Here is a 26,387-nt window from a genome sequence, read left to right as displayed (position 1 = left end):
CGGCACCTGTCACGCATTTCGTTTCGCAGCAACCCCACCCTTTCATCAAGGGGTGACAAATTTTACCGGTGTCGTTATATTACGCACCTGTGAACCAACACTTTCTAGGACTGCCATCGGGGAGGTCGCGTATGCCGGCACCGAAAAATGCCATGGAAATATTTAAACGATTGGACAAATCCAATTGCAGGGAGTGCGGTGAAAAAACCTGTCTGGCTTTTGCCGGCGCGGTGTTTCAGGGCCACCGGACAATCGATGAGTGCCCGAAACTGGACCCTTCCGTTATCGAGCGCTTGTCCGGAGATCCCACCGAATTGAACACCCTTGAAGCGAACCGGGACGAATTCCTCGAGACGATGAAGCAAAAGATCTCCCGTTTCGATCTGATGTCGGCTGCCGAAAGAACCGGCGGGCGATATCAAAACGGCCGACTGACCTTGAAAATCCTGGGAAAGGATTTCAGCGTCGACGGGAAAGGCAACCTTTCTTCAGACATCCACGTCAACCCGTGGGTGGCGGCGCCCTTCTTCGATTACGTGCTCAACGGGAAAGGCGTTGAGCCCACCGGTCAATGGGTCTCCTTCCGAGAACTGAAAAACGGTAAAGACCGTTACCCGTTGTTTCAAAAACGGTGCGAAGAAGCCATGCAACAGGTGGCGGACAGCTACACCGACCTGTTCGACGACGTGGTGCACCTGTTCAGTGGACGACAGGTGGCGCGGCAGTTTCAGTCGGACATCTCCGTGGTGCTCCACCCGCTGCCCAAGGTGCCTCTCATGATCTGCTACTGGCGTCCGGACGAAGGCCTTGGATCCAGCCTGAATATTTTTTTCGATGCAACCGCGGACCAGAACCTGGACATCGGCTCCATTTTCTCTTTGGGTGCGGGGCTTACCCAAATGTTTCACAAACTGGCTCTCAGGCATGGGTTTTCAGAAGTCTGAAGTCGGATGACGGAGGTCCGAAAAGGGGGAAATCGGTTATTTGTGGATGAGCACGATCTATGCAAATACCGTTGATGTCTGACGGCTGTAAACCGCCAGCCGGCCTTCAGGGTCCCAGATGGCGCCCCGTTCGTGAACATAGCCGTTTTCTGCGCTGTCCGCCACCGAGCGGTAGCACCACCAGTCATTCTCCGTGCAGGTCCGGCGGTTCAGATGAACGAACCCCATCTCCCAGTTCAGCGTGCTGGCCGCCGCCGGGGCCGTGAGCATGGCGAGTACCGGCGTGGGCCAGGCATCGGCCAGGGCCACCAGCCACGCTTCGGTGAGGCAATCGGTTTGCTCGCGAAATTGGATCCACCCGCCGATTTCGTGGCCGCCTTTGCCGGAAAAAGGCAATTCGCCCAGCGCCCACCGATAGGCAAAATGGCGCGTGAAGGCCGGGGTCAGGCCCTCGATGTATGGCAGTTCGAGTGCCTCCGCGGGACCGGCCATTTCCGGCCGCGGTGCCGGGTCGATCCGGATGCCGGAGTCCCGGTCGCCGCCAAAGCTGCCCATCACCACGCACCTTACCGCCTCCTGCTGAACCAGCCTGGCTTCCACATGGGTGACGGCCTTTCCCGATCGCAGCACTCGGGCATGGATCGAAAAATCCCCCGGTCCGACCGGCCCTACGAATGAGATCAGCAGGCTCCGCACCTTGCGCGCCGGGGGGACATGGTTTTGCATGGACGTTAAGGCCAGCGCACCCACCAGCCCGCCGAATCCGGCCCGACCCTGCATCCAGTCTTCCGGAAGTTGAAGGCGGATTCCTTTGGAGGCATCGCCAACCATGGCAAGCATTGTTGAAAATGAGGTGTCTGGCATGACAGCCCTTTCTGGTTCGACCGGCTATCGGGCCTGGGACAAGGCCAGCCGAATGCCCAGGCCGATGAACAGCGCGCCGGTGAGCTTTTTCAGTACGCCAGCAGCCGACGTGCGGCCACGGAATCGCGCCGACAGCCAGGCGGAACCGTAGACCAGGAACAGGCACCAAATGCTGCCGGTGGTAAAAAAGACCAGGCCTAAAACCATAAAGGGCAGGAATACCAGGTCCGATTGAACAGAGACGAACTGGGGCAGAAACGAGAGAAAGAAAAGCGCCACCTTGGGATTGAGCACATTGGTTAGCACGCCCTGCTGAAAGATTTTCCAGGGATCGGGAGCCGAGGCGGGTGCATCGGGCAGCGCTGAACGACTATTGCGGTCCATGATAAATCCGACACCGATCCAGACCAGATAACCGGCTCCGGCATACTTGATGATGGAAAATGCCAGTGACGAGGTGGCCAGGATCACGGACAGGCCCAGAGACGCCAGCAGGGTATGGACCAGCACGCCGGTCATGATGCCCAGGACGGACATGACCCCGGCCTGCTTCCCCTGGGCAACGCTGCGGCCAATGATGTACATGGTATCCTGACCGGGGGTGATGTTGAGCAGGATACACGAAAGCACAAACAGCGGAAAATCGTGGATGCCGAGCATGTGCACCTCCCTTTTTTACTTTTCGTCCTGCCGAATAAAAATCAGGAGCATCTGTTCAACCATTTTGGCGATACGCTTCATATGGGCGATGCGCGCCGGTTCAGTCCGTCCCGGATATTTTCGGAAACTGATCATGATGCCGCTCAAGGCGGCAAACAGGGTATGGGAGAGCAGGCGGGTATCCCCTTTATAGTCGAACTTCTTTAACACTGTCTCCAGAAGATCCATCACCTGCCGGGAAATCTGATTGAGCTTTTCCGCAGAATCCTCACCGATATTCCCGTGAAGGGCAAAATGGGTGATCATGCGCCAGTGGGCATCATGTTCGATGTTGTAATCCAGATAGTCATTGATGAACGTTTCCAGTGAGGGAGATCGCTCTGCCTGAATGCGCTTTTTCAAGGCAGCGATGAATTCCTCGGTGTCTCTGAAAGCGGTTTCTACAAACAGCGCCTCCTGGTTGGGGAAATAGGTGTAGATGGAGGATTTGGCGATGCCGGCGGCCTTGGCGATTTCGTTCATGCTGACCTGATCGTAGGTCCTGGACCCGAATACCGTCCGGGCGGCATCGATGATCAGGTTCTCGCGGATTTCCCGCTCCTGCTGCTTCAATTTGTTCAGCGTATCTCTGCCGGCCATGAATTCAGCCTTTATTGACGACCCTATGAATTCCTGATTTTAGAATGCGCAGGTTTTCTGTACCATCAACAGCCGAGTAATGCAACTCTCGGTTGACATCCCGACCGACGTTCGATATTAGGAACGGCAGACTTCTTTGCGACACCTGCTCATCCATTTCTGCCACAGGAGATTCACCGATGGTCCGAGAAAAACCCTGGTTAACATTCTACGGCGACGTTCCGACTACCATCGACTACCCCCGCGTCACCATGTATGAGGCGCTGATGCGCACGGTGGCCCGTTGCCCGGATGCGACGGCCTTCGATTTTTTCGGCACCACCGCCACCTATCGGCAGTTTGCCGATGCCATCGACCGCTGCGCCGCGGCCCTGGTCGGGATGGGATTGAAGCAGGGCGATCGGTTGACCATCGCCATGCCCACCTGTCCCCAGGCCGTGATCTGCTTTTACGCCGTCAACAAGCTGGGCGGTGTGGCCAGCATGATCCACCCCCTGTCCACGGCCACCGAGATCGAATTTTACCTCAACCTGAGTCGCAGCCGGTTTGCCCTGACCCTGGATGCTTTTTACGGCAAGTTCAAGCAGATCCGGGAAAACACAGGGCTGGAAATATTGATTCTGGCCAGGATTCCCGACTACCTCGGGTGGATCAAACGGCTGGGGTTCAACCTCACCAAAGGAAGAAAGATACCGGCGGTTCCGGCCGATCCCAAAGTGGTCTGGTGGAAATCGATGATGGCGGCGTCCCATGCACCGACCGGGAAGGGCAGCGCCGGCTTCGAAGACCTGGCGGTGATTCTCTACAGCGGCGGAACGACGGGAAAACCCAAGGGCATCATGCTCTCCAACCGCAATTTCATCTGCGAGGGCATGCAGGTGTCAGCCTGGGGAAACCTGACCGACGGGGATTCGATTCTGGCGATCCTGCCGGTGTTCCACGGCTTCGGCCTCGGTGTCTGCATCAATGCCGCCTTTATGGGCGGTGCCCAAAGCATCATGGTGCCCCAGTTCACGCCGGAGACGGTGGCCAAACTGATCCACGCCAAACAGCCGAACTTTATCGTCGGCGTACCGACGCTGTTCGAAGCGCTCAACCGCAACCCGTTGTTCCAAAAAACCGACCTGAGCTGCATCAAGGCGGCCTTTTCCGGGGCCGACACCCTTCCCCGATGCGTAAAGGACCGCTTTGAGGCCGTCGCCCACCAGCAGGGAAGCCGCACCCAACTGCGCGAGGGGTATGGACTGACGGAGGCGGTCACCGCTATCATGGCCATGCCGATGACCGAGTACCGCGAAAACAGCGTGGGAATTCCCTTTCCGGATATGTCAGCCAAGATCGTCCGCTCCGGCACTACCGAAACCCTGCCGCCCGGCGAAGAGGGCGAGATCTGCCTCAACGGACCGGCGGTGATGATGGGCTATCTGGACCAGCCCGAGGAGACGGCCAAAACCCTCCAAATCCACCCGGACGGTAAGGTGTGGCTGCACACCGGCGACATCGGCACCATGGACGCCGACGGATTTTTTTACTTCCGGCTGAGGGAAAAGCGCATGATCAAATCCTCGGGCATGAACGTCTATCCGGCCCAGGTGGAAGAGCAGTTGTACCGGCATCCGGAGGTGCTGGACGCCTGCGTGATCGGTGTCCCGGATGCCAAACAGGTGGAACGGGTCAAGGCTTTCGTGGTACTGAAAGATCCGGACAAGGCCGGGTCGGAGCTGGAAAAAACCTTGATCGATTTCTGCCGCAAGGACCTGATCCTCTGGAGCTGTCCCCGCGAAATCGAATTCAGGGCCGAACTGCCCCTGACCCTTGTGGGCAAGGTCGCTTTTGCCCAGCTGGCCGCCGAAGAACGTGAAAAAATGGGCGATGCGACTGATGTGTGCAGAGAATAACGGGCGTTGCGCCACTACCGATCAATCAATACGCATACCCCGACTTGACGATACAGGGAGAACCTCGATGGAAGCCATTGAGCGGTTTAAAGAGATTTGTGCGGACCCGAAAGCCTATGCCCGGCGCTGGAAGGAAAAGACCGGCGGCAAGGTGATCGGCACCTTGTGTTCCTATGCCCCGGAAGAGCTGATTCTTGCCGGGGGCGCCCTGGGCTTTCGCATCGTCGGCGGCAGCGGGAGCATATCCAAAGCCGATGCCCACCTTCAGACCTACAGCTGCAGCCTGGTCCGCGGCGCTCTCGATGATGCATTGAATCGAGAACTTGATTTCCTCGACGGCGCCATCTTCCCCCACACCTGCGATTCGATCCAGCGGCTGTCCGACATCTGGCGGATGAATGCCAAAACCGGTTTCCATCTGGACGTGGTGTTGCCGGTCAAGCTGAATACGACAAGTGCCCGGGACTATATGACGGCGGTCATGAGAAAAGCCAGGACCGATCTGGAAACGGCGCTGGGGAAAACCATTACCGATGACAATCTGCACCAGGCCATCGGCATCTCTAACGGGGTCCGGTCCGCCATGCAGCGGCTTTACACGATCCGCAAAGATCGCCCCGGCGCGATTGCCGGCAGCGACGTTCACACGATTGTGCGGGCGTCCATGATCATGGACCGCAACGATTTTCTCAACCGGCTGACCCAGGTGGTAGACACGCTGGAGCGGCAGCCCGAACCTGAATCAACGGATGCTAAACGCATCTTTCTCTCCGGGGGGGTCTGCAACCTGCCCGACGTCTACGGCATCATCGAATCGGCCGGCGGTGCCGTGGTGGGAGATGACCTGTGCACCGGTTCGCGTGGGTTGGCTGGCCTGGTTGAGACGGATGGCGATCCCATGGACGCCATTGCCGACCGCTATGCCCGCCGGGCCATCTGCCCGGCCAAGCATGCGGGCATTACCAGCCGGGGCGACGATCTGGTCCGCCTGGTTAAAGAATCCCGGGCCCAGGGGGTTATTCTTCTCTTCCTGAAATTCTGCGATCCGCACGCCTTCGACTACCCCTATCTGAAATCCATGCTGGACGCCGAAGGTATTCCCAGCCTGCTGGTGGAGCTGGAAGAACAGATCGCCTCCCAGGGGCAGTTCAGGACCCGGTGTGAGGCCTTTATGGAAATGCTATAGCAAGAGCCAATCAGGAAACGGTCTTTTTTTCCGACATCGGCGTTATGCTCAAAATTTAATCCTCGGAATATCGACTATATGCCTGCGGTAAAATTTTTCGCATGCCTTGATCTCGAAAGAAAATCCTCGTTTCCTGACAGACTCTGATCGGGTCCTGAACGACTGAATTCCCGGTTACCTTGCGGCTTCCCGCAAAAAATGAAAAAAATAACCCAACCCTCGTCGAGTTACAGGAGACTTTTATGAACGGTACGGAAAAGCCGATCGATCCTGAAAAGGAAAAGCGCAAAATCAAGTCGGTCAGGCGCATGAAGGATATCATGACCCACTACTATATCGACGCCAAGACCGCCGACCAGACCGGTAAAAAGGTGGCCTGGATCACCAGCGGCGGACCGGTGGAGCCGTTGATTGCCATGGATGTGATCCCGGTATACCCGGAGAATCACGGGGCCATGATCGGCGCCGCGAAGATGGGCGTGAATCTGTGCGAAAAGGCCGAGGAGATGGGCTACGCCGGCGATCTGTGCTCTTACGCCCGGGCCGATATTGCCTGCGCCACCGTCAACGGCGGCCCTATCGGCGGCCTACCCCGGCCGGATATGCTGGTGTGCTGCAACAACATATGCGGCACGGTGCTCAAGTGGTACGAAGTCCAGGCCCGCTATTTCAAGGTGCCCCTGTTCATCCTGGACACCCCCTTCAACCACACGGAATACACCCCGGAAGCCCACGCCTATGTCCGCGCCCAACTGGATGAGTACATTATCTTTCTGGAAACCCACTGCAAGAAAACGTTGGACCACGACCGTCTGGCCGAGGTGGGTCGGCTCTCCATGGCCGGCCAGCGCCTCTGGCAGCAGGTGCTGGACACCACGGTTCACCGGCCGGCACCCATGAGTGCCTTCGATGCCTTTTTCCACCTGGCCCTGATCGTCACCCTGCGCGGCACCCAGACCGTGGTCGACTACTACACGGAACTGCTCGATGAGATGAAAACCCGGGTGGCCACGGGAATCGCCGCCGTACCCGGTGAACGCTACCGGCTGCTGTGGGACAATCTGCCGGTGTGGTATCGCACCCGCTGGCTGTCGGATAAGTTCGCCGTCCACAGCGCCTGCCTGGTGGCGGACACCTATACCTCGTCATGGTGCGGAACACTGAGGTACCTGGACGAAAACGATTTTCTCGGCTCCATGGCCCAGGGGTACTCGCGCGTCTATATCAACATCGGTACGGATCAGATGGCCGACATGGTGGTGGACATGGTGGATAAATACAGTGTAAACGGCCTGGTGATCCATTCCAACCGCAGTTGTAAACCTTACAGCTTGGGGCAATACGACATTCAGCGCATCGTTCAGGAAAAAAGGGGCATTCCCTCCCTGGTGATCGAGGCGGATATGACCGATTCCCGCAGCTTTTCCGAAAGCCAGATCGAGACCCGCATCGATGCCTTTATGGAGGTGTTGAAATGATTACGGTTGGAATCGATGTGGGCTCCATCAGCGCCAAGGCAGCCATGATGAAAGACGGCGAACTGATCGGATCGAAAGTGATGCTTACCGGGTACAACGCCAGAAATGCCGGCGAACGGGTATTTACCGACCTGCTGGTTGAGTTGGATATTCAAAGGGATGCCGTGGATCGGATCGTGGCTACCGGCTACGGCCGCAACAGTGTGGATGTTGCCGACAAGGCCGTAACCGAAATCACCTGCCACGCGGCCGGCGCCCATTTTCAGGACCCGGCGGTGCGCTGTGTCATTGATATCGGCGGCCAGGACAGCAAGGTCATTGCCATGGATACCACCGGTCGGGTCACCGACTTCGCCATGAACGATAAATGCGCCGCCGGTACCGGCCGGTTTCTAGAGGTGATGGCCCGTGCCCTGGAAGTGGATCTGGATGCCTTCGGCGAAATGTCCCTCGAAGCGGACCAGCCGGCCGCCATCAGCAGTCTGTGCACCGTTTTTGCCGAGTCTGAAGTGATCTCCCTCATCGCCAGGGGCGAACGCCGGGAGAACATCATTGCCGGCATCCACGAATCCATCGGTTCCCGGGTGATCGCCATGGCCAACCGGGTGGGCATCACCGAGCCGGTGATGATGACCGGCGGGGTGGCCAAGAACATCGGCGTAGTCCGGGCGCTGGAGAAAAAATCCGGCAAACCCATCCGTGTTTCCGCCCATGCCCAGGTCAACGGCGCCATCGGCGCCGCGCTGATCGCAGCGAATATCGCATGACAGCCGGTGCGGTTTCCTGACCCTCTTGCCGCTTTTGGGTTCCATTTAAAAAGATATCGACATCTCCTTGACAGGAGACATGCTGACTTTTATTGTGGTGACACAATGTCTCTTAAACTGCAACAGGAGGGCGCCAATGAATGAAATCGCGAAAAATAAACCGGTCATGATCTCCGGGGCCACCGGTTATGTGGCCGGCTGGATTGTGAAAAAATTGCTGGATGAAGGCTTTACGGTTCACGCCACGGTGCGCGACCCGGAGAACAGGGAAAAGCTGAAATATCTCAATGCCTTGGCAGAGCAGGCGCCCGGCAGCATTGACTATTTCAAGGCCGACCTGCTGGACGACGGGTCCTATGCGAAGGCCATGGACGGCTGCGAGGTGGTTTTTCACACGGCATCGCCATTTTTGATGAATGTCAAGGACCCGCAAAAAGAGCTGATCGAACCGGCCCGGTTGGGCACACGCAATGTGCTCGAGCAGGCCAACCGCGCGGAATCGGTCAAACGCGTGGTGTTGACCAGCAGCTGCGCGGCCATCTATGGAGACAATGCCGACCTGAAAAATACCGCCAACGGCGTGTTTACGGAAGATGACTGGAATGTGACGTCATCTCTCGCTCACCTACCCTATTCCTATTCAAAAACGCTGGCGGAGAAAGAGGCCTGGAAAATCTGCGGGGAGCAGCATCGCTGGGATCTGGTGGTGATCAACCCGTCACTGGTGATCGGCCCGGGCATCAACCCCAGCGGTACATCCGAGAGCTTCAACCTGATCAGGCAGTTCGGCGACGGTTCCATGAAAAGCGGTGCGCCCAACTGGGGCATGGGTGTCGTGGATATCCGTGACCTGGCCGAGGCCCACTTTAAAGCGGCTTTCACTCCGTCTGCCAAGGGGCGCCACATCATTTCCGGCCATAATACGGATTTCCCGAGCATGGCCAAACCGTTGATCGCACACTTCGGTTCCGCTTACCCGTTTCCGAAAAAGACTCTGCCCAAATGGCTGGTCTGGCTGGTGGCGCCCATGGTCAATGCCGGCATGACCCGCAAAATGGTCGCCCGGAACGTCAACCATCCCTGGCGGGCGGACAATTCCAAGAGCATCCGGGAGTTGGGCATGCAATACCGCCCGCTCGCAGAATCCATGGTCGATTTTTTTCAACAGATGGTCGATGCGGGGGCCGTTGCCCCGGGAAAAAAATGAACCGGTGTGCCGGCGCAGTAGAATCCCCGATGCATTAGACTTAAGTATGCTTTTGATGACAAGGCGAGGTTGATCACATGGGGTGGGAACGCGCAAGAACCGAAGAACAAAAAGAGCAGCGCATAGCAGCAATCCTCGATGCGACCGCCCGGCTGTATGCAACGCAGCCTTTTGAAAAAATAACCTTGGTGTCCATCGCCAAAGCGGCGAAGTTTACCCGGTCGAACCTGTACAAATATTTCAACTCAAAAGAGGAAATATTTTTTGAATTCCTCAAACAGGATGTGATTCGCTGGCGGAAAGACCTAGTTACAACACTGGGCAAGAAAAAAAGATACACGGTCCGTCAGTTTGCCGCGGCCTGGCTGGATGTGCATCGCCGGCATGAACGGATGCAGGACCTGATTTCGATTTTATACGATTTTTTGGAAAAGAATGCGTCCATCGATAGGATGGTCGAATTCAAGCGCCTGGTCAACGATGAATATACGATCGTAACCAGCCTGTTGTGCAACTTGTTTTCGGCATTGAGCCCACAGAAGGCGGTCAGGTTTTTAAACATGCAGCTGGCAGCCTCCATCGGGCTCTACCGGATGACCAACCTGTCGGCGGCGCAGAAAGAAGTGTTGGCATACCCGGAGTTTAAGCATCTGAAGGTTGACTATACGGTCTATTATCAGGAATGCGTCGAATATCTGTTGAAGGGACTGTTAGGCTGATTTTCCGATTGACCAGGGTGTCAAAATCAGTTGGCCTCCACGTCGTTCTTCAGGGGAAACCCCAACTCCAGCAAAAACCTCGCCAGCACCCTGTTGTGACCGGCTTTGGCGATGGCGCAGGTCAGCCGCGACCGATAAAAGGCATGGTGGTAGCCATGATGGTCATGAATTGGATGTTGGCCTCCAAGGGCAGGCTCGCCATATGGATGACGGCCCGGGCCACATGATCCAGATCCAGGGTCGGCTCGACAGCCATCGAACCATCCGCCTGGGTGGCCCCGGCGCCGTCCTGCAGAACCGCCTTGATCATATCGGTTGCGGCGTTGCCGATGTCTATCTGACAGCAGGCGATGTCGTGCTCCCGGCCTGCCAGGGACAACGATTTGGTGAGACCGGTGACGGCATGCTTGGAGGCGGTGTAGGGGGCTGAATGGGGGCGTGGGACGTGGGCCGCCAGGGAGCCGTTGTTGATGATGCGTCCTCCCCTGGGATGCTGATCCTTCATGATTCGGAACGCTTCCCGGGCACACAGAAAAGTGCCGGTCACATTGATGTCCATGACCGCCTTCCACTCCTCGTAAAGGATATCTTCGAAGGGGCCGGACGGACCGAAAATTCCTGCGTTGTTGAACAGAACGTCGACGCGGCCGAAGCTTTCCCGGGTTTTTGAAAACAGGCTGCGCACCGCAACGGGATCACCCACATCCGCGGCGACCACCAGTGACCGCGCGGCGGCCTCACCCGCATCCGCCGCGGTGGCTTCCAAAGGCTTTTGCCGCCGTCCGACCAGGGTGACCGAATACCCTTCTTCAAGAAAGGCCAGTGCCGTCCGCCTGCCGATACCGGATCCCGCCCCGGTCACTACGGCGACTTTCAAATTTAAATCCATGGGTCACGTCTCCCTTGCGACTGCCTCAACGATTGTCATACATTCTTATTATCTCGCCCGTTCCTTTTCCTTCAACACTTTTTACATAGCCATTGATTACTTTCTTCATCGGTATGGGATTGTGGCCCGGAAAATAGGCCTCATATTTTTCCACCGCATCTTCAACCAACCCCGACGATACGACATTGATTCTGATCCCATGGGTCAACTCCAGGGATGCCGCTTTGACAAAGCTGTGAATGCCGCCATTGACCATTGCGGCGCTTGTGGTAAGGACAACCGGATGATCAGCCAGGATTCCGGTGGTCAGCGTAAAAGAACCGCCTGCATTCAAATATTTCTGTCCGACGCTTACCAGATTGACCTGCCCCATCAACTTGCTTTTCAGTCCGATGTAGAAATCTTCCTCGGTCATGGAGTCAAAGGCGGCCCATTTGGCCTCGCCGGCGATGCAGACCACTGCATCGACGCGTCCAACGGATGCAAACATGGCCTCAATGGATTGTCTGTCGGCAATATCTACCGAAACATCCCCGGACGTTCTTCCGGCGATCAGGACGTCGTGCTTCTTTGACAAATGCGCGCTGACCTTTTTACCGATTGTACCTGTTCCGCCGATTATTAGAATTTTCATGGTTTCTCCGTATTCTTTTTTTGTTTCCCGGATTAATTTGATCTCGACAGGTAACTTAAATGTGGCAAGATCATTTGTCCAATGGTTAAGTTTTAATCTTAACTGAACGGGTTGCTTCGCAATCGCCCTTTATTTGGCCACGTTGTCCCGGCAGCCTCCCACCCCACCATGGCTTTTTTTCTCGCCGAACCCCAGCGGTATCGATGAATCGACCCTGATTTGGCGATTACGCGGTGGCAGGGGATCAGATATCCAACCGGGTTGATGGCGATGGCGTTGGCCACTGCGCGGAACGCCCTGGCCGCCCGATATATCCCGCGATATCCTGATAGGTGACAAAACTGCCCGCGGGGATGGTCAGCAACGCCCGCCAGACGTTGACTTGAAAGTTCGTCCCTCAGACGGTTGAGTAACATTCGGGTCGCCAAGCGATGATGAAACGGCTATAAGAGGTCTGAACCCTATTGCCCGTGATCATTGGGAGGCACCCGAACCATGCGTTCAAAAAATACAACCCTTGATACCGGCGGTATCCCGACGCGTCCGTCCGGGCCCCCGCATGTGAACGCCGTCATGGGCGTCAGAGAGTGGGGGCTGATCCTGATTCTGTCCGTCATCTGGGGCGGTTCCTTCTTTTTTGTGGGCGTCGCCGTGAAGGAGATGACGCCGCTGACCATTGTGCTGTGCCGCGTGGGTTTTGCGTCGATGATTCTTCTGACCGTCGTAAGACTGACCGGCAGGAAGATCCCGACCTCCGCCGGCGTGTGGGGATCGTTTTTCGTCCTGGGGGCGCTGAACAACCTGATACCCTTCAGCCTGATCGTCTGGGGGCAGACCCATATCGACAGCAGCCTGGCCGCTATCCTGAATGCCACCACCCCCATTTTCAGCGTGGTTCTCGCCCACTTGCTGACGCGCGAGGAGCGGCTCACCGCCAACCGCATGGCCGGGGTGCTGGTCGGCTGGGTCGGCGTAGCGGTGCTGATCGGAATCGAGTCCCTGGGCGGGTTCGGCATCCAGGTGCTGGGCCAGCTGGCTGTCGTCGTCGCCTCGCTTTCCTATGCATGCGCCGCCATTTACGGCCGCCGCTTCAAAGCCATGGATCCGGTGGTTGTGTCCGCCGGCATGCTGTGCGGATCGACGGTCATGATGCTTCCCATGGCCCTGATCGTCGAGCAGCCGTGGCACCTGGCACCCGGCGCGGCCACCTGGGCGGCGCTGTTCGGGCTGTCCGCGGTCAGCACCTCCCTGGCCTACATTATCTATTTCCGGGTCCTGGCCGTTGCCGGGGCCACGAACATCCTGCTGGTCACCTTCCTGATTCCGGCGAGTGCCATCTTTTTAGGGGTCATGGTGCTGGGAGAGCGTCCCGGGTGGAATGCCTTCGCCGGGATGGCGCTGATATTCTTGGGGCTGATTGCCATCGACGGTCGATTGGTCAAGGGATTCAGGTGGCAGAAAAATAAATAGTGCCCATCCATAAATGGTTAGTTTTCCCGATCTCTGCGTTGCACGAAAAATTTTGTCTTCGGAATATCAACTATATGCACCCCAAGGGTACTCCTTTCAGGGCGCCTCCGGTAAACTTTTTTCGCACGCCTTGATCTCGACCCAAATTCCTCATTTCTGGACGGACACCAAATAAGGGAAGCTCGATGGGCAGATACCTGAATCTGAAACCCCCTGTAGAAAGGAAAATCCATTGAAAATCATAAAAACCGTTTGCCATCGGGATTGCCCGGACACCTGTTTCATGGATGTCACCGTGGACCGGGGGAAAATCATCGCGATCCGGGGGAGCACCGAAAACCCGGTAACCGGGGGATTTCTTTGCCCGAGGGGAAACGGCGATCCCCAGCGGGTGTACAGCAAAAACCGGGTGCTTCATCCTCATGTGAAAGCGGAATCCGGTGAATCGGGAACCTTTTCCCGCGTGTCCTGGGATGCCGCCCTGTCCACGGTTTCAGGTCGGATTCAGGCGACCCTCGATACCCACGGCAGGGAATCCCTTTTGCTCTACGATTATCCGGGCAACACCGGGTTCCTGGCCTGGCATTTCGCCAAACGGCTCTGGTCCGCCCTGGGGGCGACGACTTCCGACTATACCCTGTGCAGCAGCTCCGGCCATGCCGGCATCGGTCTGCATTACGGGCTGAGTTACGGCCTGCAACTGGAGGACATGGCCGCGTCGACGGTCATCCTGTTCTGGGGCAACAATGCCAGGGTGAGTGCGTCCCACATATGGGCGATGGCCAGCCATGCCAAAAAAAACCAGGGAGCCATCCTTGTCTGTGTCGATCCGCGCAAAAGCCCGACGGCAGAGGCGGCCGACATCTGGGTCCAGCCTATTCCCGGCAGCGATGTGGCCCTGTGTTACGGCATCGCCCGATACCTGATCGAGAAGGGCGGCGTCGACCTGGGGTTCATCGGCAGATGGACCACCGGCTTCCCAAAATATGCCGAAACGGCCATGGAATGGACACCGCAGCGGGTCGAACAGGTATCCGGCGTCCCCGGGCACTGCGTCGCTCAGATCGGCGAGTTGTTGATGACCCATCGGCCGGCGGCATTCATGATCGGGCTTGGCCTTCAAAAGTCCATGCAGGGCGCCGAGGCTGCCAGGGCCGTGGCATTGCTGCCGGCACTGCTGGGGCTTCACCGGGGGTTTCAATACAGCAATGCGAGGGGACCGGTTATCAACTGGCCGACGATCAACGGCGGCGGGTTGTCCGGGCATCGGGGCAAGGTGGTCAGCCAGGTGGCCATCGGTGAACGCTTGGCAGGGGGTGAATTCAAGTTCGTATACGTTCTCGGGTCAAACCCGGCCATGACGCTGCCCGACCAGTCTGCCGTGCGGCGCGGCCTGGATCGTAAGGATGTGTTCGTGGTCGTGCAAGACACCCACTGGTCGGAGACCGCCCTCCGTGCCGATGTGGTGCTGCCCGCCCCCACCTATCTTGAGAAGCGGGACGTCACTATTTCCGACCATCATCCCTTCAGCCGTCTGTCTGAAAAAGCCATTGAACCGCTGGGCGACAGCCGGCATGAGATCTGGGTGATGCAGCAGCTCGCCAAGCGGCTGGGCCTGACCGCCGACTGGCTCTACGAAGACCCATGGGCGTCCCTGGAGAAGACGCTTGCGCGGACTTACCAGGAAGGGGGCCTGAAAAATATACTTGACGGAGAAATCCTTGAAGTAAAACTGAAACCTAACGAAGCCTATCAAACGCCCTCGGGAAAGATCGAGTTTGCAGCGTCGGTATCGCCGGCCGGGGCTACACCATTGCCGACCCAACAACCTTTGCCGTCTGCGGATTCCGGGCTTATTCTGCTGAACAGTTCCACCGCCAAATTCACGCACAGCCAGTTCACCGACGTGTACGGCCCCATCCCCCAGGTGGTCTGGGTGAACCCGGAGGATGCCGGCCAACGATCGATCGAGGAAAATGATCGGGTGGCGGTTTTCAACGAACTGGCCACGGTCACCCTGCATGCCAAGGTGACGGCCAAGGTCCCCTCGGGCACCCTGTGGGCGCCGCGTCCGTTGACCGGTTTGAACGGCGTTCCCTTGAACGCCCTGGTTCCCGGAATTTCTCAAGGCATCGGCGGTGGTCCCATATTCAATTCCGTAAAAGTGAAAATTAGGCTGGCGGCCGGGTCTTCCGAAAGCGACCCATCAGATCATTCACGGGCAAGCAAAGAGACGTACAGGGTGTGACGCGGGTTTAAGCGAGTTTCATAAAAAAATACCTGCCCGATCATTGGATCATCGGGCAGGTATGCTATTACTTTTCTTCGGATCGATACTGTTAATACATGTCATCGCCCATGGGCGGCATCGCCGGGGCTTTCTTCTTCTCGGGCTTGTCGGCAATCATGGCTTCGGTGGTCAACATGAGGCCGGCCACGGATGCCGCGTTCTGCAGGGCAAAGCGAACCACCTTGGTCGGGTCGAGGACGCCGGAGGCCAGCAGGTTTTCATATTGGTCGGTGGCGGCGTTGAAGCCGAAGTCGTCTTTGCCTTCCATCACCTTGTTGATGACCACGGAACCTTCCAGGCCGGCGTTGCAGACAATCTGGCGCAGGGGTTCCTGGAGGGCGCGCTTCAATATGGCCAGGCCATTCTTCTCCTCGCCTTTGGCCTTCACACCCTCAAGGGCTGCCATACAGCGGACAAGGGCTACGCCGCCGCCGGGGACGACGCCCTCCTCAACGGCCGCACGGGTGGCGTTCAGCGCGTCTTCCAGGCGGGCCTTTTTCTCTTTCATTTCGGTTTCCGTGGCTGCACCGATGCTGACCACGGCCACGCCGCCGATCAGTTTGGCCAACCGTTCCTGGAGTTTTTCACGGTCGTAGTCGGACGTGGTTTCTTCGATCTGAGCGCGGATCTGGCGCACTCGGCCTTCGATGGCGGATTTGGCGCCGGCGCCGTCAACGATGGTGGTGTTGTCCTTGTCGATTTTTGCGGTGCGGCATTTGCCCAGGTCGGTGATGGTGATGTTTTCCAGCTTGATCCCCAGATCTTCGGAGATCACCTGCCCGCCGGTGAGAATGGCGATATCCTCTAGCATGGCCTTGCGGCGATCACCGAAACCGGGAGCTTTGACGGCCGCCACCTTCAGGGTGCCCCTCAGCTTGTTGACGATCAGTGCCGCGAGGGCCTCACCGTCCACATCCTCGGCGATGATCATCAGGGGTTTGCCGGAACGGGCTACCGATTCCAGCAGGGGAACCATATCCTTCATGTTGGAAATTTTCTTTTCGTTGATCAGGATGAAAGGCTCTTCCAGTTCGGCAACCATCTTCTCGGCATTGGTGACGAAATAGGGGGAAATATACCCTCTGTCGAACTGCATGCCTTCGACGATATCCAGGGTGGTTTCCATGCCCTTGGCTTCTTCCACGGTGATGACGCCCTCTTTGCCGACCTTTTCCATGGCGTCGGAGATGAGCTTGCCCACGGCTTCGTCATTATTGGCGGAGATGGCGCCCACCTGTTCAATCTCCTTGCGGTCCTTGGTGGGTTTGGACAGCTTTTTTAAAGCGTCCACCACAGCGGCCGTGCCCAGGTCGATTCCCCGTTTGATGGACATGGGGTTGGCGCCGGCGGCCACCAGCTTCTGGCCTTCGGTGTAGATAGCCTGGGCCAGAACGGTTGCGGTGGTGGTGCCGTCACCGGCCATATCGCTGGTCTTGCTGGCCACTTCCTTGACCATCTGCGCGCCCATGTTCTCGAACTTGTCCGTCAGTTCAATCTCTTTGGCCACGGTAACGCCGTCTTTGGTCACCAGGGGCGAACCAAAGGATTTGTTCAACACCACGTTGTTGCCCTTGGGGCCAAGCGTCACCTTAACCGCGTTGGCCAGTGTGTTGACGCCTTTGAGCATCGATTCACGGGCACTCGAACCATAGATAATTTTTTTTGCAGACATCTGTTTTCCCTCCCCAATTATTCAATTACACCAAGAATATCGTCTTCACGCATGAACAGATTTTCGACACCATCGATCTTGATTTCCGTGCCCGCATATTTGGAAAAGAGCACCCGATCGCCTTTTTTCAGCTCCATGGGCACCCGCTTGCCTTTTTCATCCAGCTTGCCGGGACCGGCAGCAACCACTTTGCCTTCCATGGGCTTTTCCTTGGCAGTGTCCGGAATGATGATGCCGCCTGCAGTTTTCTTCTCTTCTTCAACACGAACCACCAGGACTCTGTCATTCAATGGCTTGACCTTCATTTCTTTCTCCTTTTCATTTTAACCCTTTTAAAAATTTCCCTATGGGAGCGTGACCCACACGCACCGGTTCCGTTGTCAACGGCAACCGCCGACGCATGCGCTCATCAGTTTGTAATGGACGAAATCAGGGCGTTGCCTGTTAAAGATATGGCAAAATTAAAGCGGAAATGTACGTTGTCAAGTTTTGCCGGGACAATTTTATTTTTTGTAAAAACAATTGGTTGAAAAAAGTCATTCTCAGCCGGTAGCGCAGGGGCAACTTGCTGGTAATAATCATGCCGTAATCCAGCTGCGCGTCCTGAAAAAAAATGCCCGCCCTAACTTCAGGCAGGCATTTTCAATCTGTTCAGCTGCTGCGATCTAAATGCATGGGATGGGTATGTTTCAGCGTCCCATCACAGGCATCTGATCATTTCCAATTAATGGCAAAGTTAATGGATGTCGATACTGTTGGAACTTTTATCGTAAGATCCTGAATATAGAATCAGGTCCGGCAGGTCGTCGAGGGAAGTCCAGTTTTTGACGGTGATCCCTTTAATGTGTGCTGATTCGGGGTTGAATATCCTGAATTCACTGGCGTTCCGGCGATCTCCCAGGGGACGGCTCACATATTTGAGCGACCATACCAGATCCGGATCCAACTTCATGACCGTGACCATTTTCCGACCGACCGGCTCTGGAAGCTCCTTCGGTTTGGCAAGTTTGGGGCCATTGGCGGCTAAGGGTTCGTTTTGAGATTCTTTTTTCCAGAATTTCCAGTTCATTGAATGGTATCCTTTCGTGCTTGTCTGACTGATATTTTATCGCGTTGGTCAAGCAGCCCCGGATTGGAGCAGGCAAAACCATACCGACCGACATCATCGGGTGCTTTGTTTGTTAATCTACAAAAAGCATACCAGTTTTCAACTATATGAAATATAAGGACATTCTATTATTTGCCGTTCCTGCCGAGACAAGAACAATTCTGATAACACCCGAGCGGTCAACAGACTTTTTCGGGAAAAAGGTGCCGGCAACCGCGAGATATTATTTTAATATTAAATAGTTGTTGGGTTCAGAACAGGAAGTTCCGTTTTGCGGTGAAATCGGAAATCAAGGTTCTCAATAGGCGGGGGGACACTATTTAAAGATGCCCTTGTCAAGTTTGTACTTGTGCATCAGCTTGTTCAATTGCCTCGTTCCCACGCCGGCCTCCGATGCCGAGGCATTTATTTTGCCCATGTTTCGAGAGAGGATTTCTTTCAGGTAGCGGCGCTCGATCTCCGCCAGCCCTTTTTTTCTGACGGCTGCCAGGGTCTCGCTGGTATCGATGGCAATTTCGGTCATCGGTTCGGCAGTATCGAACAATTCTGAGGGGAAGCTTTCAGGGGTCAACTCGGACGTTGTTTCGAGGATATAAGCACGTTCCAACAGATTTTCGAGTTCACGGATGTTGCCCGGCCAGTCGTATTGTAACAGGGCTTGCATTACCGCGGGATGAATCCCCTGGATGTCCTTGGCGTTGAACTGGTTGAATTTATTCAGGAAGGCATGGACAAACAGCGGGATGTCCTCCTTGCGTTCATACAATAACGGGATGGTAATGGGAAAAACGTTGAGGCGGTAGTAAAGATCTTTCCTGAACAGACCCTCGATGCACATCTGTTTCAGATCGGCGTTGGAAGCTGCGATCACCCGAACATTTGCCGTCAGTGTCTGTTCGCCGCCCACGCGTTGAAAGGTTCCATCCTGGAGGACGGTCAACAGCTTGACCTGTGCTGATTTTGAAATCGTGCCAATTTCATCCAGAAAAATAGTGCCTCCCGAGGCCACTTCAAACTTGCCCAGTTTTCGTCGGTGAGCGCCGGTGAATGATCCCTTCTCGTGGCCGAAAAGCTCGCTTTCAATCAGCGTTTCCGGAATTGCACCGCAATGAACGCTGATAAAGGGGCCATTTTTTCGATTGCTTTGCCGGTGAATGAGCTTGGCGGTAAAACTTTTTCCTGTTCCGGTCTCCCCCAACAGTAGAACGGTTGTCTTTGTGGGACCCACGGACCTGACGTTGTCATACACTTTTTTCATTGTGGGGCTTAGTGTCTGGACAATATCGAGGGAATCATCCTTCCATATGCGTTCGCGAAGATAGGCAAGCTCCAATTGGCGGCGCCGTTCTCTTGAGATTTCATCGATGACCAGGCGCACTTCATCCGGATCGATGGGTGCCGTAATATAGTTGGTGGCGCCGTTTTTCATGTACCGTACGGCTTCACGGACATCGTCATTCCCGGCAATAACAATAACGGCCATCAATGGCCGCAAATCCTTCAGTTCCTGCACCAGCGTCTTTGGATCCGTCAAATGGTCCAGGGTGCCCGGCAGTGCTTCCATCAGGGAAAGATCGATGAACAGGCAATCGCAGGCGAAGGTTTTGATCGTCTCCCAGATTTGATCCGGTGAATCAGCGATTTGTATGTGGTCGTCTGGCGATAGAATTCTGCGGATGGCGGTGGTCGTGTGCGAATCTTGTGTGGCGATGAGAATGGTATCCATGAGGCTGCACTAAGGACGTTACCGGGCCAAAGGCCTGATTTGGGCTATTGATTGATGGGTACCGTTATCGTCGGTGAATTTGGGCAAATTGATAATTTCGGATTTCCCATAAAAAAGGGTTAAACACAAGTCCAATCTGGCCACAATCATTGACTTTTCCCGTCGGGTGGGCAAATTTGCGCACATTGTCGCCAAAGCGCCGCCAATTTCCGAAACAGCTGAAACCACTCCGGTCGGTTTTTTCGGGCAATGATGGAATGGGGATGGGGAACGGCTTTCACTCACCGCATGGGCATATCAATACCCGATGGCCTTTTCAAAAGCCTCCCGGCGGCTTTTGCAGGAAATGCAGTAACTGGTAACCGGCCTGGCCATGAGCCGTTCGATAGCTATCGGTTCTTCACAGTCTTCACAAATACCATAGGTGCCGTCCTCAATGGCTTGCAGGCTTTCCCTGATTTTTTTGATCAGCCGGCTCTCCCGACTGCGAATCCGAAACACATTGTTCTGGGAAAGCTCCTGGGTTGCACGATCCAACAGGTCTGATTCGTTGTCGGAAGAGGCCTCCATCAGTTCCCAAACCGTCTCGCCCGCCTTTTCGATGAGAAGATTCAATTCATTTTCAAGCAGTTGGCGAAAATAGTCGAGATCTTTTTTTTCCATGGAGGACTCCCTGTAATTTCCTAATCGCTGAACGAAGCGCTTTCCAACAGTTCAAATTTTTTTATATTGATTGCCCGGTGCATCTTTTTGCCGCATTTTACCATCCCAACGGCTCGAATCTGTTTTTGAAGCAGATCGAGGAATCGTCCGCTGTTCTCAATGACATATTCTTCATCATCCGTGGCTGAGAGAGATACTTCAGAAACCCGGTCGCTCTCATCCCATGCGTAAGGGGTGACGATGCCGACAAGCGTCTGCATGGATGCGGTTACCTTTTTGTTCATGATCTCTCCTGTTACAAAAAGGGACCCGGCCAAATTCATGGCCGGGTCTCCGGTGTCTTATTCTGCCAGAATCTCGAACTTGGTAACCGTAAGGATTTTTAAGTCCTCCTCCGTTTGAACCGTTCCCACCACCTTCGCTTTTTCACCGATGTGGTTTTCGACGAGATCGTTGCCCTGTACGGTGTCGGCGATCTCGTATACCTGTCCGTTGCTGTCAACAATCTGATAGCTGTCGTTGACCTCGCCTTGAATCGTCACCGCTTCCGATGCCAGGGCGGCAAACGGGATTGCCGAGATCAGGCCCACCGTGAACAACACCATCAAAAATTTCATTTTTCCGCGTCTCATTGTTTTTCTCCTTTTTGGCTGGGAAGGACTGCGTGTCCCTGAAAATGGCTGCCAGGCGGTTTGGACTACCCGGTACATTCGACGCAGCAATGATTGGGCCAGAATTATATCTATCAGATATTGTTTGAATAATCTCATTTTTTAGTATAAAATCAGAATCACCAGGCCCGATTGATCATCGTCCGTTTGCCGCATCAGAATTTAATAACACCGCATATCTTGATCCAACATATTGTTATATTAATTTTAATTGGAACTGAAAGCGGGGTTCTGGTTTTTGAAAAACCGGAACCATTTGTTCCACCGGCCGTCGGTAACGCTTATTTTTTCAGATAGGGGGGGGACAGAAAATGACGAATGAAAACAGCACCCTCACCCAGCCGTCCGGGTTGATGGACGGTGCCTCCGGAGAGTTCCAACAGATCCACCAGGAAGTGAACCGACAGCGGACAATTACCGCCGACTCCTCCCGGCCATTGGCTGAGCGGTTGGAAGCTTACGAGGACATCATCGACTCGGAAGTGGGAGATACCGCTTTCATCCGAGCCCGCAACATCGAGCGGGAAACCGGCTTGCGCCAGATCTTCTTGAAGTTCGAAGGGGGCAACCCCACCGGCACCCAGAAAGACCGCGTCGCTTTTGCCCAGGCCATGGATGCCTTGCGCAGAAGGTTCGACACCATTACCGTGGCCACTTGCGGCAACTTCGGCGTGGCACAGGCATTGGCGGCTTCCCTGGCCGGCATCCGCTGCGTCATCTATATCCCGGGCAATTATCATACCCGACGGACCCGGGAGATGGTAGAACTGGGGGCGGACATTGTCCGCGTCCCAGGCGACTACGAAGGAGCCGTGAAGGCCTCCAGCGAGCAGGCGGATAAAATGGAGTGGTACGATGCCAATCCGGGTGGCAGTAATACCACGCTGCAACTGGGAGCTTACGGCGGTATCTCCTACGAGATATACGATGAATTGGGAGATGCGCCGGCGGCGGTAGCCGTACCGGTGTCCAACGGGACCACTTTTGCCGGTGTGTGCAGGGGATTCGCCAGTCTGAACCGACGGGGCAAGACCTCGCGCATGCCCCGGATGGTGGCCGGTTCCTCTTTTCGGAAGAACCCCATCGTCTACGCCGCGTTGAAGAACAAGCCTACCTGCGAGGACCTGATTCCCGAAAAAATCCGGGAAACCCCGGTGAACGAGCCGCTGATCAACTGGCATGCCATTGACGGTAACATAGCCCTCAGGGCTATCCGGGAAACCAACGGTTGGGCCGGCGATGCGTCGGACAAGAACATGCGCCTGTATTCCCGTTTGATTCGAGAGCGGGAGGGCCTGGACGTTCTCCCTGCCTCCACCGCCGGGCTGATTGCCCTTGTCGCAAATCACAAAACAAACCCTTTGCCCAATGATCGTTATGTGGTCGTATTGACCGGGAGAAAATCATGACTTCCGACGGAAATGGCATTGTCTATTGTGAAGGTGCGTTCAACACCCTGAACGGCAAAACGGCTCACGGGCTGGTTCGGTTCTGCCTCCGATATACTATTGTTGCCGTGGTGGATTCCCGGTATGCCGGTCGGGATGCCGGCGACGTGCTCGACGGCAAAATCAAGGGCATACCGGTGGTTGAATCTATCGAAACGGCCATGCAGATCGCCGAAAAGGCCGGCAGGCCGGCCACTCACCTGGTGATCGGCATTGCCCCCGACGGTGGGCGGCTGGAGAAAAAGGCCCGCCAGGATGTGATCCGGGCCATCGACCTGAAGCTCAATGTGGACTGCGGATTGCATGATTTTTTGTCCGAGGATGAAGAAATTTCGCGGCAGGCGGACATGCGCGGGGTGGTCCTCAGGGACGTCCGCAAGCCGCCGTCCAGGGATCGGCTGCACTTTTTTTCCGGCAAGATCGAAGAGGTGGCCGCGTTGAAGATCGCCGTGCTGGGCACCGACTCGGCCGTGGGCAAGCGGACCACCGCCTGGCTGATGGTGCAGGCCTTCGAACGATTGGGGTACCGGACCCAGATGATCGGCACCGGCCAGACCGCCTGGATGCAGGGCGCCCGGTACAGCATTATCATGGATTCGCTGGTGAACGATTTCGTGTCCGGAGAAATCGAGCATGCCGTGTGGCTTGCCTGGAACGATCAGCACCCCGATGTGATCGTCCTCGAAGGGCAGGGCAGCCTGATGAATCCCGCCTACCCGGGCGGCTTCGAACTCCTGGCGGCCGGCCGGCCGGACGTGGTGGTCCTGCAGCATGCCCCGGCCAGGAAAGAATATGACGGCTTCCCCGGTTATCCGATCCAGCCCCTGTACCGGCAGATCCAGGCCATCGAAACCATCTCGGGGAAGCCGGTCGTTGCCATCACCGTGAATCACGAGGATCTCATTGACGACCAGATTCCCACCATCTGCGACGCCATCGAAAAGGTGGTGGGATTACCGGCGTTCGATGTGCTCCGGGATCAGGGGGACGGGCTGGCGGCTGCGCTGGTGCCGCACGTGAAGAAACGATAATGGAGAGATCCGATGTGAAGGAATATCAAAAAAGAAATCCTCACCAGAAAGGCCGGACCCATGCCGGATGTACTCCCCCCCACCGTGAACAATGATGACGACCCCCTGAGCGTTCTGGATGTGTTCGACAGGCTGGAGGTAGGGCCGGTCAAGCTTGAGCGAAGGCGCTTGGTTGCGCCTTACCGTCTGTTTTACGGCGACAAAACAGAGCAGACCGAGCTGATCTACACCTACGAAGAGGATGTGTTCGATCCGGAAAACCCCGAATCCCGAAACCTGGCCGACATGATCGCCGCCCAGGTGGCTCTCAACTACGGTCTGTTCTGCCACGAAATCGTCTTCATCGGCCGGTTCGATAAAACCGACCGCCAGTTTCTCAAAGAGATGGCGGAAAACACCGCCCGGGAAATTTTTGTCAAGAAGTTTCTGGAGCCCAACCCCTTTCTGGTGGGGGAGGCGGCCAGGCTGCCGGCTGTCAAGCCCAAAGCCTATCTTCGCGCGCGGCTGACATTTCCCGTCACGGTTCGAACCGATCACCTGAGCCACTGGAAAACCGATCCGAACCGCCATTGCATTCTCTCCAGCGGCGGCAAGGACAGCCTGCTCAGTTTCGGCCTGCTGGACGACATGGGCCGGGAAGTGCACCCCATTTTCGTCAATGAATCGGGCCGGCACTGGTATACGGCCCTGAACGCCTACCGCCACTTCAGGGACAACATCCCCAACACCGCGCGGGTCTGGGTCAACGCCGACCGGCTATACCCATGGATGCTTCGCCGGATGCCTTTCATCCGAAAGGATTTCGCCGGCGTCCGATCGGACGAATACCCCATCCGCCTGTGGACGGTGGCGGTATTTCTCTTCGGGGTCCTGCCGGTCCTGCAGAGGCGGGGCATCGGGCGCCTGGTCATCGGAGACGAGTTCGACACCTCGCGGCGCGTCACCACCCAGGGCATCCGTCATTACGACGGCCTGTACGATCAGAGCATCTGGTTTGATACCGCCTTGTCCCGGTATTTCATGCGCAAGGGATGGTCGGTCAGCCAGTTTTCGATACTGCGGCCCCTGTCCGAATTGCTGATCGAAAAAATACTGATCAAGCGCTATGCCCACATTCAGGAGCACCAGACCTCCTGTCACGCCGCCCATAAGGCGGGGGAGCGGATCAAGCCCTGCGGCAAATGCGAAAAATGCCGGCGTATCGTGGGCATGCTCACCGCGCTCGAGGAAAATCCTTCCTGTTGCGGATACAGCGACAATCAGATCTCAGCCTGCCTGGAGGCCCTGTTTGATAAAGGCGTTTACTCCCAGGCGTCGGCCGAAGCGGGCCAGCTGTTTTTCATGCTTGCCCAACTCGATCATGTCCGCGTGCCGGAGACCGTTGCCAGGTCCGTCAAGCCCTTCCCTGAAATCCTGAAGCTGCGGTTCGACCCCAAGGTGTCGCCCATCAACGGTATACCTCTGGATTTGCGGGTAGACCTGTACCGCATCTATATGGAGTACGCCGAGGGTGCGGTGCAGCGCCAGGGAACCGCGTGGCAGTCGGTGGATCCCTTTTCCCACCCGGACCTGCAGACCCCCTATGCGCCCGAATCAGGGTCCTTGCAAGCCGAAGCGGCCGATGGCGCCGACAAGCGACCGGATACCTATTTCTGGGGCGAGCTCTGCTGGCCGGATGCCGCCCATCGCCTCGACATCGTCGATACCGCCCTGCTGCCGGTGGGTGCCATCGAACAGCACGGCCCCCACCTGCCCCTGGACACCGATGCCTTCGACGCCGAGTACCTGGCCAGGCGCATCGCCGACGGCTGCAGCGCCCCCAAGCCACTGGTGCTGCCGCTGATCGCCTACGGCGTCTCCTACCACCATGAAGCCTTTAAAGGCACCATCAGCATCAACAACGACACCCTGGCCAATCTGGTTTACGACATCGGCATCAGCGTGGCCAAAAACGGCATCAGGAAGCTGGTGATCATCAACGGGCACGGCGGCAACGCCCCGTCGTTGAACTTTGCCGCCCAGCGCATCAACCAGGATGCACGTATTTTTGTCTGCGTGGATACCGGCGAAACCAGCGACGTCGATGTGGACAGCCTCATCGAAACGCCCAACGATGTCCATGCCGGCGAGATCGAAACCAGCACCAGCCTGGCCATCCGCCCCCATCTGGTGCGCATGGACCGCCTGCAGATGGAGGTGCCGGTGTTCACCAGCCGGTATCTCGATTTTACCTCCAAGCGGGGTGTTTCCTGGTATGCCCACACCCACAAGATATCGGCCAGCGGCGTCATGGGCGATCCGACCAAGGCCAGCGTTGAAAAGGGTGAGAAGATGTGGGCGCTCATGATCGCCCATCTGGTCAATTTCGTGGATCAGCTGAAAGCCATGACGCTGAAGGAAATATACCAGAAAAAGTATTGACC

The 26,387-nt window shown here is 56.3% G+C and carries 24 protein-coding genes and 1 pseudogene; 12 read left to right on the top strand and 13 right to left on the bottom strand.

The window, feature by feature from the left end; all coding sequences use genetic code 11:
- Positions 1 to 131: 131 nt before the first annotated feature.
- Entirely contained in the window at positions 132 to 944 is an 813-nt protein-coding gene (locus ACHZBS_RS07795) for a DUF3786 domain-containing protein (protein ID WP_319405937.1), read from the top strand.
- Between the two features lie 57 nt (positions 945 to 1,001).
- Here the strand turns inward: ACHZBS_RS07795 and ACHZBS_RS07790 are convergent, their stop codons facing one another.
- Genes ACHZBS_RS07790 through ACHZBS_RS07780 form a run of 3 tightly spaced genes read right to left on the bottom strand, consistent with a single transcriptional unit; the run spans position 1,002 to position 3,107 of the window.
- A complete protein-coding gene (locus ACHZBS_RS07790; protein ID WP_319405936.1) occupies positions 1,002 to 1,808 on the bottom strand; it encodes a thioesterase family protein in 807 nt (268 codons plus the stop codon).
- Between the two features lie 24 nt (positions 1,809 to 1,832).
- Complete coding sequence (locus tag ACHZBS_RS07785; protein WP_319405935.1) at positions 1,833 to 2,468, bottom strand: LysE family translocator; 636 nt, start codon at positions 2,466 to 2,468, stop codon at positions 1,833 to 1,835.
- Positions 2,469 to 2,483: 15 nt separating this feature from the next.
- Positions 2,484 to 3,107: a TetR/AcrR family transcriptional regulator gene (locus ACHZBS_RS07780; protein WP_319405934.1), complete on the bottom strand. Its 624-nt coding sequence runs from the start codon at positions 3,105 to 3,107 to the stop codon at positions 2,484 to 2,486.
- A gap of 179 nt (positions 3,108 to 3,286) precedes the next feature.
- On the opposite strand from ACHZBS_RS07780, the gene ACHZBS_RS07775 reads away from it, so the two are divergent.
- The 6 genes from ACHZBS_RS07775 to ACHZBS_RS07750 all read left to right on the top strand — a co-directional run bounded on the left by ACHZBS_RS07775 (position 3,287) and on the right by ACHZBS_RS07750 (position 10,362).
- The gene (locus tag ACHZBS_RS07775; RefSeq protein WP_319405933.1) at positions 3,287 to 5,005 is read left to right on the top strand and encodes an AMP-binding protein; all 1,719 of its coding nucleotides are present in this window, start codon (positions 3,287 to 3,289) and stop codon (positions 5,003 to 5,005) included.
- Between the two features lie 67 nt (positions 5,006 to 5,072).
- On the top strand, positions 5,073 to 6,191 hold the full coding sequence (locus ACHZBS_RS07770; protein ID WP_319405932.1) for a 2-hydroxyacyl-CoA dehydratase family protein: 1,119 nt from the start codon (positions 5,073 to 5,075) through the stop codon (positions 6,189 to 6,191).
- Between the two features lie 242 nt (positions 6,192 to 6,433).
- Positions 6,434 to 7,669, top strand: a complete 1,236-nt coding sequence (locus tag ACHZBS_RS07765) for a 2-hydroxyacyl-CoA dehydratase family protein (RefSeq protein ID WP_319405931.1) — start codon at positions 6,434 to 6,436, stop codon at positions 7,667 to 7,669.
- A complete protein-coding gene (locus ACHZBS_RS07760; RefSeq protein WP_319405930.1) occupies positions 7,666 to 8,436 on the top strand; it encodes an acyl-CoA dehydratase activase in 771 nt (256 codons plus the stop codon). Before ACHZBS_RS07765 ends, ACHZBS_RS07760 begins: the two co-directional genes overlap by 4 nt.
- A gap of 136 nt (positions 8,437 to 8,572) precedes the next feature.
- Positions 8,573 to 9,643, top strand: coding sequence for an NAD-dependent epimerase/dehydratase family protein (locus tag ACHZBS_RS07755; RefSeq protein ID WP_319405929.1), 1,071 nt, complete (start codon positions 8,573 to 8,575; stop codon positions 9,641 to 9,643).
- Between the two features lie 77 nt (positions 9,644 to 9,720).
- The gene (locus ACHZBS_RS07750; protein WP_319405928.1) at positions 9,721 to 10,362 is read left to right on the top strand and encodes a TetR family transcriptional regulator; all 642 of its coding nucleotides are present in this window, start codon (positions 9,721 to 9,723) and stop codon (positions 10,360 to 10,362) included.
- Positions 10,363 to 10,483: 121 nt separating this feature from the next.
- On the opposite strand, the gene ACHZBS_RS07745 is transcribed toward ACHZBS_RS07750, so the two are convergent.
- The 3 genes and pseudogenes from ACHZBS_RS07745 to ACHZBS_RS07735 form a co-directional block, all read right to left on the bottom strand.
- Positions 10,484 to 11,251, bottom strand: coding sequence for an SDR family oxidoreductase (locus ACHZBS_RS07745; RefSeq protein WP_319405927.1), 768 nt, complete (start codon positions 11,249 to 11,251; stop codon positions 10,484 to 10,486).
- 25 nt (positions 11,252 to 11,276) lie between these two features.
- Positions 11,277 to 11,885 carry a short chain dehydrogenase gene (locus ACHZBS_RS07740; protein ID WP_319405926.1) on the bottom strand — a complete coding sequence of 203 codons (609 nt, stop codon included), beginning with the start codon at positions 11,883 to 11,885 and terminating at the stop codon, positions 11,277 to 11,279.
- Between the two features lie 98 nt (positions 11,886 to 11,983).
- A pseudogene (locus ACHZBS_RS07735) lies at positions 11,984 to 12,249 on the bottom strand (methylated-DNA--[protein]-cysteine S-methyltransferase).
- Positions 12,250 to 12,380: 131 nt separating this feature from the next.
- On the opposite strand from ACHZBS_RS07735, the gene ACHZBS_RS07730 reads away from it, so the two are divergent.
- Together ACHZBS_RS07730 and ACHZBS_RS07725 are read left to right on the top strand one after the other, a co-directional pair.
- Positions 12,381 to 13,355 carry a DMT family transporter gene (locus ACHZBS_RS07730; protein WP_319405925.1) on the top strand — a complete coding sequence of 325 codons (975 nt, stop codon included), beginning with the start codon at positions 12,381 to 12,383 and terminating at the stop codon, positions 13,353 to 13,355.
- Between the two features lie 232 nt (positions 13,356 to 13,587).
- On the top strand, positions 13,588 to 15,603 hold the full coding sequence (locus tag ACHZBS_RS07725; RefSeq protein ID WP_319405924.1) for a molybdopterin-dependent oxidoreductase: 2,016 nt from the start codon (positions 13,588 to 13,590) through the stop codon (positions 15,601 to 15,603).
- Between the two features lie 91 nt (positions 15,604 to 15,694).
- Here ACHZBS_RS07725 and groL read toward each other — a convergent pair whose 3' ends face one another.
- The 7 genes from groL to ACHZBS_RS07690 form a co-directional block, all read right to left on the bottom strand.
- Positions 15,695 to 17,317: a chaperonin GroEL gene (gene groL / locus ACHZBS_RS07720; protein ID WP_319405923.1), complete on the bottom strand. Its 1,623-nt coding sequence runs from the start codon at positions 17,315 to 17,317 to the stop codon at positions 15,695 to 15,697.
- A gap of 17 nt (positions 17,318 to 17,334) precedes the next feature.
- On the bottom strand, positions 17,335 to 17,622 hold the full coding sequence (gene groES, locus ACHZBS_RS07715) for a co-chaperone GroES (protein ID WP_319405922.1): 288 nt from the start codon (positions 17,620 to 17,622) through the stop codon (positions 17,335 to 17,337).
- A gap of 431 nt (positions 17,623 to 18,053) precedes the next feature.
- Positions 18,054 to 18,386 carry a hypothetical protein gene (locus ACHZBS_RS07710; RefSeq protein ID WP_319405921.1) on the bottom strand — a complete coding sequence of 111 codons (333 nt, stop codon included), beginning with the start codon at positions 18,384 to 18,386 and terminating at the stop codon, positions 18,054 to 18,056.
- Positions 18,387 to 18,741: 355 nt separating this feature from the next.
- The gene (locus ACHZBS_RS07705; protein WP_319405920.1) at positions 18,742 to 20,151 is read right to left on the bottom strand and encodes a sigma-54 dependent transcriptional regulator; all 1,410 of its coding nucleotides are present in this window, start codon (positions 20,149 to 20,151) and stop codon (positions 18,742 to 18,744) included.
- 297 nt (positions 20,152 to 20,448) lie between these two features.
- A complete protein-coding gene (dksA, locus tag ACHZBS_RS07700) occupies positions 20,449 to 20,814 on the bottom strand; it encodes an RNA polymerase-binding protein DksA (RefSeq protein WP_319405919.1) in 366 nt (121 codons plus the stop codon).
- Between the two features lie 20 nt (positions 20,815 to 20,834).
- Positions 20,835 to 21,098 carry a hypothetical protein gene (locus tag ACHZBS_RS07695; RefSeq protein ID WP_319405918.1) on the bottom strand — a complete coding sequence of 88 codons (264 nt, stop codon included), beginning with the start codon at positions 21,096 to 21,098 and terminating at the stop codon, positions 20,835 to 20,837.
- 57 nt (positions 21,099 to 21,155) lie between these two features.
- The gene (locus tag ACHZBS_RS07690) at positions 21,156 to 21,446 is read right to left on the bottom strand and encodes a hypothetical protein (protein WP_319405917.1); all 291 of its coding nucleotides are present in this window, start codon (positions 21,444 to 21,446) and stop codon (positions 21,156 to 21,158) included.
- 350 nt (positions 21,447 to 21,796) lie between these two features.
- Between ACHZBS_RS07690 and ACHZBS_RS07685 the strand changes: the two genes are divergently transcribed.
- Genes ACHZBS_RS07685 through ACHZBS_RS07675 form a run of 3 tightly spaced genes read left to right on the top strand, consistent with a single transcriptional unit; the run spans position 21,797 to position 26,385 of the window.
- Positions 21,797 to 22,894: a pyridoxal-phosphate dependent enzyme gene (locus ACHZBS_RS07685; protein ID WP_319405916.1), complete on the top strand. Its 1,098-nt coding sequence runs from the start codon at positions 21,797 to 21,799 to the stop codon at positions 22,892 to 22,894.
- Positions 22,891 to 23,964: a DUF1611 domain-containing protein gene (locus ACHZBS_RS07680; RefSeq protein WP_319405915.1), complete on the top strand. Its 1,074-nt coding sequence runs from the start codon at positions 22,891 to 22,893 to the stop codon at positions 23,962 to 23,964. The genes ACHZBS_RS07685 and ACHZBS_RS07680 overlap by 4 nt, the downstream gene beginning before the upstream one ends.
- Before the next feature lie 60 nt (positions 23,965 to 24,024).
- Positions 24,025 to 26,385 (top strand): creatininase family protein, encoded by a 2,361-nt coding sequence (locus tag ACHZBS_RS07675; protein ID WP_319405914.1) that lies wholly within the window; start codon positions 24,025 to 24,027, stop codon positions 26,383 to 26,385.
- The last annotated feature ends 2 nt before the right edge of the window (positions 26,386 to 26,387 follow it).

This window comes from uncultured Desulfosarcina sp. (assembly GCF_963664155.2).
GTDB lineage: Bacteria > Desulfobacterota > Desulfobacteria > Desulfobacterales > Desulfosarcinaceae > Desulfosarcina.
Note: the sequence above shows the minus strand (reverse complement) of the source record. Positions and strands in the feature narration are given on the sequence as shown.

Coding starts and splice junctions, on each gene's coding strand:
- ACHZBS_RS07775 (WP_319405933.1), top strand. CDS start 3,287: ATGGTCCGAGAAAAACCCTGGTTAACATTCTACGGCGACGTTCCGACT.
- dksA (WP_319405919.1), bottom strand. CDS start 20,814: ATGGAAAAAAAAGATCTCGACTATTTTCGCCAACTGCTTGAAAATGAA.
- ACHZBS_RS07770 (WP_319405932.1), top strand. CDS start 5,073: ATGGAAGCCATTGAGCGGTTTAAAGAGATTTGTGCGGACCCGAAAGCC.
- ACHZBS_RS07750 (WP_319405928.1), top strand. CDS start 9,721: ATGGGGTGGGAACGCGCAAGAACCGAAGAACAAAAAGAGCAGCGCATA.
- ACHZBS_RS07780 (WP_319405934.1), bottom strand. CDS start 3,107: ATGGCCGGCAGAGATACGCTGAACAAATTGAAGCAGCAGGAGCGGGAA.
- ACHZBS_RS07695 (WP_319405918.1), bottom strand. CDS start 21,098: ATGAACAAAAAGGTAACCGCATCCATGCAGACGCTTGTCGGCATCGTC.
- ACHZBS_RS07675 (WP_319405914.1), top strand. CDS start 24,025: ATGCCGGATGTACTCCCCCCCACCGTGAACAATGATGACGACCCCCTG.
- ACHZBS_RS07790 (WP_319405936.1), bottom strand. CDS start 1,808: ATGCCAGACACCTCATTTTCAACAATGCTTGCCATGGTTGGCGATGCC.
- ACHZBS_RS07795 (WP_319405937.1), top strand. CDS start 132: ATGCCGGCACCGAAAAATGCCATGGAAATATTTAAACGATTGGACAAA.
- ACHZBS_RS07740 (WP_319405926.1), bottom strand. CDS start 11,885: ATGAAAATTCTAATAATCGGCGGAACAGGTACAATCGGTAAAAAGGTC.
- ACHZBS_RS07755 (WP_319405929.1), top strand. CDS start 8,573: ATGAATGAAATCGCGAAAAATAAACCGGTCATGATCTCCGGGGCCACC.
- ACHZBS_RS07705 (WP_319405920.1), bottom strand. CDS start 20,151: ATGGATACCATTCTCATCGCCACACAAGATTCGCACACGACCACCGCC.
- ACHZBS_RS07710 (WP_319405921.1), bottom strand. CDS start 18,386: ATGAACTGGAAATTCTGGAAAAAAGAATCTCAAAACGAACCCTTAGCC.
- ACHZBS_RS07765 (WP_319405931.1), top strand. CDS start 6,434: ATGAACGGTACGGAAAAGCCGATCGATCCTGAAAAGGAAAAGCGCAAA.
- ACHZBS_RS07690 (WP_319405917.1), bottom strand. CDS start 21,446: ATGAGACGCGGAAAAATGAAATTTTTGATGGTGTTGTTCACGGTGGGC.
- groL (WP_319405923.1), bottom strand. CDS start 17,317: ATGTCTGCAAAAAAAATTATCTATGGTTCGAGTGCCCGTGAATCGATG.
- ACHZBS_RS07785 (WP_319405935.1), bottom strand. CDS start 2,468: ATGCTCGGCATCCACGATTTTCCGCTGTTTGTGCTTTCGTGTATCCTG.
- ACHZBS_RS07730 (WP_319405925.1), top strand. CDS start 12,381: ATGCGTTCAAAAAATACAACCCTTGATACCGGCGGTATCCCGACGCGT.
- ACHZBS_RS07680 (WP_319405915.1), top strand. CDS start 22,891: ATGACTTCCGACGGAAATGGCATTGTCTATTGTGAAGGTGCGTTCAAC.
- ACHZBS_RS07685 (WP_319405916.1), top strand. CDS start 21,797: ATGACGAATGAAAACAGCACCCTCACCCAGCCGTCCGGGTTGATGGAC.
- groES (WP_319405922.1), bottom strand. CDS start 17,622: ATGAAGGTCAAGCCATTGAATGACAGAGTCCTGGTGGTTCGTGTTGAA.
- ACHZBS_RS07760 (WP_319405930.1), top strand. CDS start 7,666: ATGATTACGGTTGGAATCGATGTGGGCTCCATCAGCGCCAAGGCAGCC.
- ACHZBS_RS07745 (WP_319405927.1), bottom strand. CDS start 11,251: ATGGATTTAAATTTGAAAGTCGCCGTAGTGACCGGGGCGGGATCCGGT.